Here is a 5,775-nt window from a genome sequence, read left to right on the forward strand (position 1 = left end):
GATTGATGCGATGTCCTTGCTGTGCCAGGGCCCAGCCCCAATCATCATTTATGACGCAGTAAGATTAACTGCCTTTGGCGCAGCGGCTTTATATGGCGCAACCGGAAGATCTATTCTATATGGAGTTGATGACAAGTACCGCAACAGGGTATCTGATGGTCGCGCCGCACAAACGCCGTCTCGCCCGAGCGCAGCACGTTCCTGAGCGCGTTCGCGACACGTCCAGATCCCGCACAATCTCCCTGATCGACTTGCCCTTGACGAAAAACTCGCGCTGGATCTGCACACCGTGTCCGCGACCACTATCTCCAAAGCGTCCCCGCCGTAAAGCGACGAAGCGTGAGCCGTAGCCGTTCAGGGGCAATTTTGGAAGCCAATCAGCCCCGAGCGGGGTCAATATCCTGCGCCGGTTGACACTATGTGATCTGTTAAGAGCGACTTTTCACTCGCAGCTGGATCCATCGACATGAAATTCATTCGGTTTTCGCGCCCTCTATCTTGCATTGGTCTCGTGTCCGCTCTGAGCGTCAGCTCCGGGAACGCTCTCAGTGCTAACGAGGCGTTGGATCCGGTGACAATCTTTGTCGCCCCGGACGGCATGGCCAATGCAAGCGGCACGCAGGCGGACCCGATCTCATTTGAGAAAGCCAGCGGCATGATCGGAGCACGCAATCAGGCGGTCACGCTCAATCTGTTGCCGGGCCTCTACAAGCTGAAAGCGCCGATCAAGATCGTTTCCCGGAACGGGCAGGTCCTGATCCGAGCCTTTGAATCAGGTACGGTCATTCTCGACGGCGCCGGCACGGTCGCTCAAGCCTTGTACCTAGGCGGCAAGGATATTTCGGTCGAAGGTCTGACGATCCGGAATTTTTCCGTTAACGGCATTCTCATCCAAGGCGGTTCGAACATATCAATATCCCGGAACCGCCTCAGCAACATCACGAGCACTAATTGGAGTCAGGCGGCGATCCATGGCCTTACATTCGTTCGAAATGTGATGGTCAAAGGCAATATTATCGATGGTGCCGATTATGATGGAATATTGTTCGATTCCTCCGCGACTGGCGTACTGGAAAATATCAGTATCGAGCGTAACACGGTTTTGCACACCTGTCGAAAGGTGAAAGACTGCGGGGCAATTCACGCGAGCGGTCGCTCCCCTAATAGTTTAGGCATGAAGATAACGGGCAATATCATTCGTGACTTTGGCGGCCATGACGGCTTGAACAAGGCGATCTATCTGGACGATGGCCTCTCCGGCGTCGTCGTCCAGGCCAACAGGATTTCGGGGCCAGGCTCGTACGCGTTCCATGTTAATGGCGGTGCCGACAACGTCATAAAGGCGAATGAGATCGACCTGCGCAAAATAGATGGATTACTATTCTACCAGCACCTCAGATTGAACCGCAGCGCCATGGAGAGTAATGTGTTCACGGGCAATCGGGTAACCCGATCAGCGCCTTCGACCCGAGGCGACGTCGTATACTCCGGCGACACCGGGAAAATCGATAGCAGCACAACCAAATATATTCACGCGCGGTAGCAACATCCCGCTCTGGACAATCGGCGCTTTCTTGCCCCGATCGATTTGTTGGGATGGACGGCCTCCGACGAGCGGCCGCTGTTGCCAGTTGGTGATCTCATCGAACACTGCGTCTGTCACCGTGCTGATTAGGTGGGGCGAGACGTCGATCCAGTACAGATCGCGCAGATGCCCCAGTGATCTCGCGGGTACTCATGCCGCGCGCGTACATCGACACGATCTTGTCATCGAACCCCGGGAAGCGCCGCTGATACTTGGCGATCAGCTGCGGATCGAAGCTCGACTGACGGTCGCGCGGTCGCGCGGCACGTCGATCGCCAGCTTACCGTCTCGGTCATCACGGTATTCCGGCCGTACCCGTTGCGCGTGTTGCCGGCGCCATCATCGCCGGCCAGATGGTGATCCATCTCAGAGTTCAGGGCGCGTTCGGTCAGCGCCTTCTTCAGCGAATTGAGCAGACCACTCTGCTCAAACGCTTCGCTGGCCGCGCCTCCCGCCAGCAACTGGTCGAGAATATCATCCGGTATCGCAGGCTCTTTGCGTCGGGACATACTGGGTCTCCCTTTTACCCATTATGCCCGCCCACACACGGAAATCCTGACAGTCCCAAGCATGATCTTGGCGACGAGATAATCGTTCAGAGACTTGACGATCAAGGAAACACTACTTCAGCAGATTAACCGCAAAGGCCCGCACCGCCGGGCCGATATCCGCACGCCCGATCGCAAGCGCAAGATTCGCCTGAATGTACCCCGCCTTGTCGCCGCAATCATAACGTTGCCCCTCGAAGGTGAGGCCATGAAAGGGCTGGTCGCCAATCATCCGCGCCATCGCATCGGTCAGCTGGATCTCGCCACCAGCGCCTTTTTCCTGCGTTTCCAGCACCCGCATCACCTCGGGTTGCAGAATATAGCGACCGATCACCGAGAGATTAGAGGGGGCAGTCCCGTGCTTCGGCTTCTCGACAAGCCCCCTCACCTCGGTCAACACGCCATCGCGCGTGCCGGGGGTGATCACACCGTATAAATGCGTCTGGTCCTCGGGCACTTCCTGCGCGCAGATCATGTTGCCTCCGACCTTGTGATAGGCATCGACCATCTGCTTTAGGCAGCCCGGCTTGCCGACCATGAAATCGTCGGCGAGCAGCACCGCAAAGGGCTCGTCGCCGACGATGTCGCGCGCGCACCATACCGCATGCCCCAGCCCCATCGGCTCCTGCTGTCGCACATAGGCGACCGCGCCTGGCTGAAGCCGAGTCTGATGCAGGAGTTCCATCGACTTGCCACGATGCGCCATCGTCGTCTCGAGTTCATAGGCGATATCGAAATGGTCCTCGATCGCCGACTTGCCGCGGCCCGTCACGAAGATCATTTGCTCGATCCCCGCCTCGATTGCCTCGTCGACGGCATATTGGATGAGCGGTCGATCGACGACGGGCAGCATCTCCTTGGGCAGTGCCTTGGTTGCGGGGAGGAAGCGGGTCCCCAGGCCTCCGACGGGAAATACGGCCTTGCGCAACGGCTTGATCGACATTTCACGAATCTCCAGCAGAAAAATTGCGACTGCTCCCTCGCCAGCTGTCAGGCAAGTGAGATGACGAGCGCCCTTCCCCTACGTGAGCGCCCCGACTTCAGGCAACGGTTTTGTTGCAACGCAATAAGGCCTCTCTCGTATAGAGCGCCGGAAGGGCTGCGCGCCCCAAACAACTCGCTGAGCGGAATGATTCTATACTTTCAAAGCGGCGATGGTGGCATCGAAAGCGCGAGCTTTGGCCGGCGCATTGTGTTTCGTGGTGCAGCCTGGAGGACGCCCTCGTCGACATCGCCCGCGAATTGGGCGAAATTATCGACGAACAGGTCGACCAGCTTCGCCGCGGTCGCGTCATATTCGGCCTTGTTCGCCCAGGTCTCGCGCGGATCGAGGGATCGCTGAATCGACCCCCGGCACGCTCACCGGCACCTTGAAGCCGAAATTGGGGTCAGTGCGGAACTCGGCATTGTTCAGGCTGCCGTCGAGCGCGGCGTTGAGCAGCGCGCGGGTCGCCTTGATCGGCATCCGGCGGCCAATGCCGTATTTGCCGGTCCAGCTCGGCGAGGAAATCCGCCTTGAGCGCGGCGAGATGCTCAGGCGTCATCGCCTTGTTGCTCTTGCCCCACCAGACCGTGCTCTCGGTCTCGGCGTCGCGAACGATGAACTTGTCCTGCGCTGAACGGCCCGTATGCAGGCCGGTTTCGACGACTAGCGGGCCGTCGGCCGAGAGCTTGCCCTCGCCGCGCGCGACCGCTGCCTCGATGAGGCGTGCCGTAACCAAGTTCCAGTGCAAGGTCGCCCGGGTCTCGATACCCTGGGCCTCGAGGCCGGCGTCCGGAATGCGATCGCTCACTGGCTTTTCTCTCCTGAAATGTCACGGTGCGGACAACACTTGCGGAGCACATGCCAATGCCAAGTTACCCGCGGGCGCGACAGCTGGCGTGCGCAGAGAGGAAGCACGCCGCCGTCCCGGCTCACATACCATTTCCAGTGCCCGGATGAGTGTGTGCAATCTCATCACAAGGCCTACCGAGGTTCCCACTGCGATTGCGCCACAGCCTTGGCGGGCCCTGTCGGTCTCTGACTGAACGATCAAAGACGAGCGGCCTCACCCTAACCGCTACACAAATGATAGTCGGCCAAAACAGCGTATTTGCAAAGTCGCTCAATGTATCTGGCCAACGCCATGAACCAAAATACAGCCTGTCCATAATTTCGTTGCCAAGTTCTGCCGCGAAAACAACTGAAAGTGGGATCAACGTCCCGAGCGACCGGCCTGACACAACTCGCGCAACCAGGAGAATCGCCATGCCTGCATGAATATGAAGGACCGTATCCGGCAACCCGGTGCCGTCACCGATCCAGTCTATAAAGCCGTGATACCAGCTCGCCAACTTCACGCCCTTGTATCTCGCGCTCGGCCGCGCAGGCCTCTGACTAGAATCAGATTGACCGCAATTGCCGCCGTATCCGTGACCCAGTCTAGGAATTCACGGTCGCGATGCAGCCCCGAGACGGCCTGAATGACCTCGGTCAGCGTGCCGGCAAACGAAAGCCTCTCACCCAACAGTGCCAGCGGTACGCCTGGGAAGGCTCGCACGCCGAAGAAGCTCAGTGCACCGAACGCCACTAAAAACAAGATTTCGTTATCCCTTTCACTCGACACTGAATAGAGCGAATAGGGCGGCATCGCCGTGACGACAATAGCGAGAAGCACCGCGAACAAGATCAACGTACTCCAACGAGGTACGAGGAATGTCGGGCTCAAGCTCAACGGATCGCACATCTGGTTCATCAACCTTTCGGCCTCGGCTCGCCCTTCCTCCGATTCCGCCACAGAATTCATGAAGGTCTCACCGGACAAGATATCGAAACTGCCGGGTTCGTTCTCCAACCAAGCTGATAACTCGTCACATCGGCGTCTACGCAACAAATACGAGGACAGAATGTCGGCGCGCCAATAATTGGCTCAATCGACCACTCTGTCGGTTACCGAAAGACGTGCCGCCGCCGGCTCCAAACAGAAATATTCCGTGCAAAGGGCCGAGATTGCTTGGCCGGCAACCAGCTACGCGCGTGCCGACATCTCGGCTATCTCAATATCGATCAACATCGCATTACGCACGCGACCTGCCGCGTCTCTCGACCTTGCCGCTATCAAGTGTCATGGTACACCTCCCGTCGACTGGCTGCGGAAATAACCATATTGCCTCTCGCAAACGATATCGAATCGAGTTAATATAATGCATGTTGCAACTGCGAAGTAAAGATTGCAAGTTACTGTGATTTCGTTATAATATATTTCGCACATGCAGCATTAATCTGCCCGTGAATGGCAGGAGAATCTTTGCGATTCCAAGAGGAGCGCTCCGTTTCTGGAGGTTGCTATCACCTGAATTTTCTGAACATCCTGAAAAATCTTGCCTTGCGCCTTTGACTCAGCTCAGCCAGATGATTGACGATCTTCGTTAAATGTCCGGACGGTGCCGACACTATAATAGCGCCATTGAAATAGACATTTCGATTTTCTTTCAAATACTCGCGATTCTCTAGAAAAATTCCGCTTGTATAACCTAACTTGCAAACAACAGGAGTTTAGCGAATGCCGCTTTCCACGCCGATCATCCCTGTCATTCTGTCGGGCGGGTCGGGCACGCGTCTCTGGCCGATGTCGACTCCCGAACGCCCCAAGCAGATGCTGG

Annotated in this window: 5 protein-coding genes and 3 pseudogenes; 3 read left to right on the plus strand and 5 right to left on the minus strand. The window is 57.2% G+C overall.

The genetic code is table 11. The annotated features are described in order from the left end of the window. Both ABD050_RS15830 and ABD050_RS15835 read left to right on the plus strand, forming a co-directional pair. On the plus strand, window positions 1-205 hold a 205-nt coding region (locus ABD050_RS15830), incomplete at its 5' end, for a hypothetical protein (RefSeq protein WP_343890434.1). Window positions 206-571: 366 nt separating this feature from the next. Beyond that, window positions 572-1,543, plus strand: a complete 972-nt coding sequence (locus ABD050_RS15835) for a right-handed parallel beta-helix repeat-containing protein (protein WP_343890435.1) — start codon at window positions 572-574, stop codon at window positions 1,541-1,543. A 69-nt stretch (window positions 1,544-1,612) separates the two neighbouring features. Here the strand turns inward: ABD050_RS15835 and ABD050_RS15840 are convergent. The 5 genes and pseudogenes from ABD050_RS15840 to ABD050_RS15855 form a co-directional block, all read right to left on the minus strand. Next, a pseudogene (locus ABD050_RS15840) lies at window positions 1,613-2,094 on the minus strand (transposase); the annotation flags it as partial. A gap of 112 nt (window positions 2,095-2,206) precedes the next feature. Next, entirely contained in the window at window positions 2,207-3,076 is an 870-nt protein-coding gene (galU, locus tag ABD050_RS15845; RefSeq protein WP_343890436.1) for a UTP--glucose-1-phosphate uridylyltransferase GalU, read from the minus strand. A 200-nt stretch (window positions 3,077-3,276) separates the two neighbouring features. Further along, window positions 3,277-3,628, minus strand: a pseudogene (locus ABD050_RS29045) (phosphoenolpyruvate carboxykinase (ATP)); the annotation flags it as partial. Beyond that, window positions 3,627-3,926 (minus strand): annotated as a pseudogene (locus tag ABD050_RS29050) (phosphoenolpyruvate carboxykinase (ATP)); the annotation flags it as partial. The pseudogenes ABD050_RS29050 and ABD050_RS29045, both read right to left, overlap by 2 nt. Window positions 3,927-4,469: 543 nt before the next feature. After that, complete coding sequence (locus tag ABD050_RS15855) at window positions 4,470-4,967, minus strand: hypothetical protein (RefSeq protein WP_343890438.1); 498 nt, start codon at window positions 4,965-4,967, stop codon at window positions 4,470-4,472. A 708-nt stretch (window positions 4,968-5,675) separates the two neighbouring features. Here ABD050_RS15855 and ABD050_RS15860 point away from each other — a divergent pair. After that, the coding region (locus tag ABD050_RS15860) for a sugar phosphate nucleotidyltransferase (protein ID WP_343890439.1) at window positions 5,676-5,775 on the plus strand (100 nt) is incomplete at its 3' end.

The sequence above is a fragment of the Sphingomonas oligophenolica genome (assembly GCF_039522915.1).
Classification (GTDB): domain Bacteria; phylum Pseudomonadota; class Alphaproteobacteria; order Sphingomonadales; family Sphingomonadaceae; genus Sphingomonas; species Sphingomonas oligophenolica.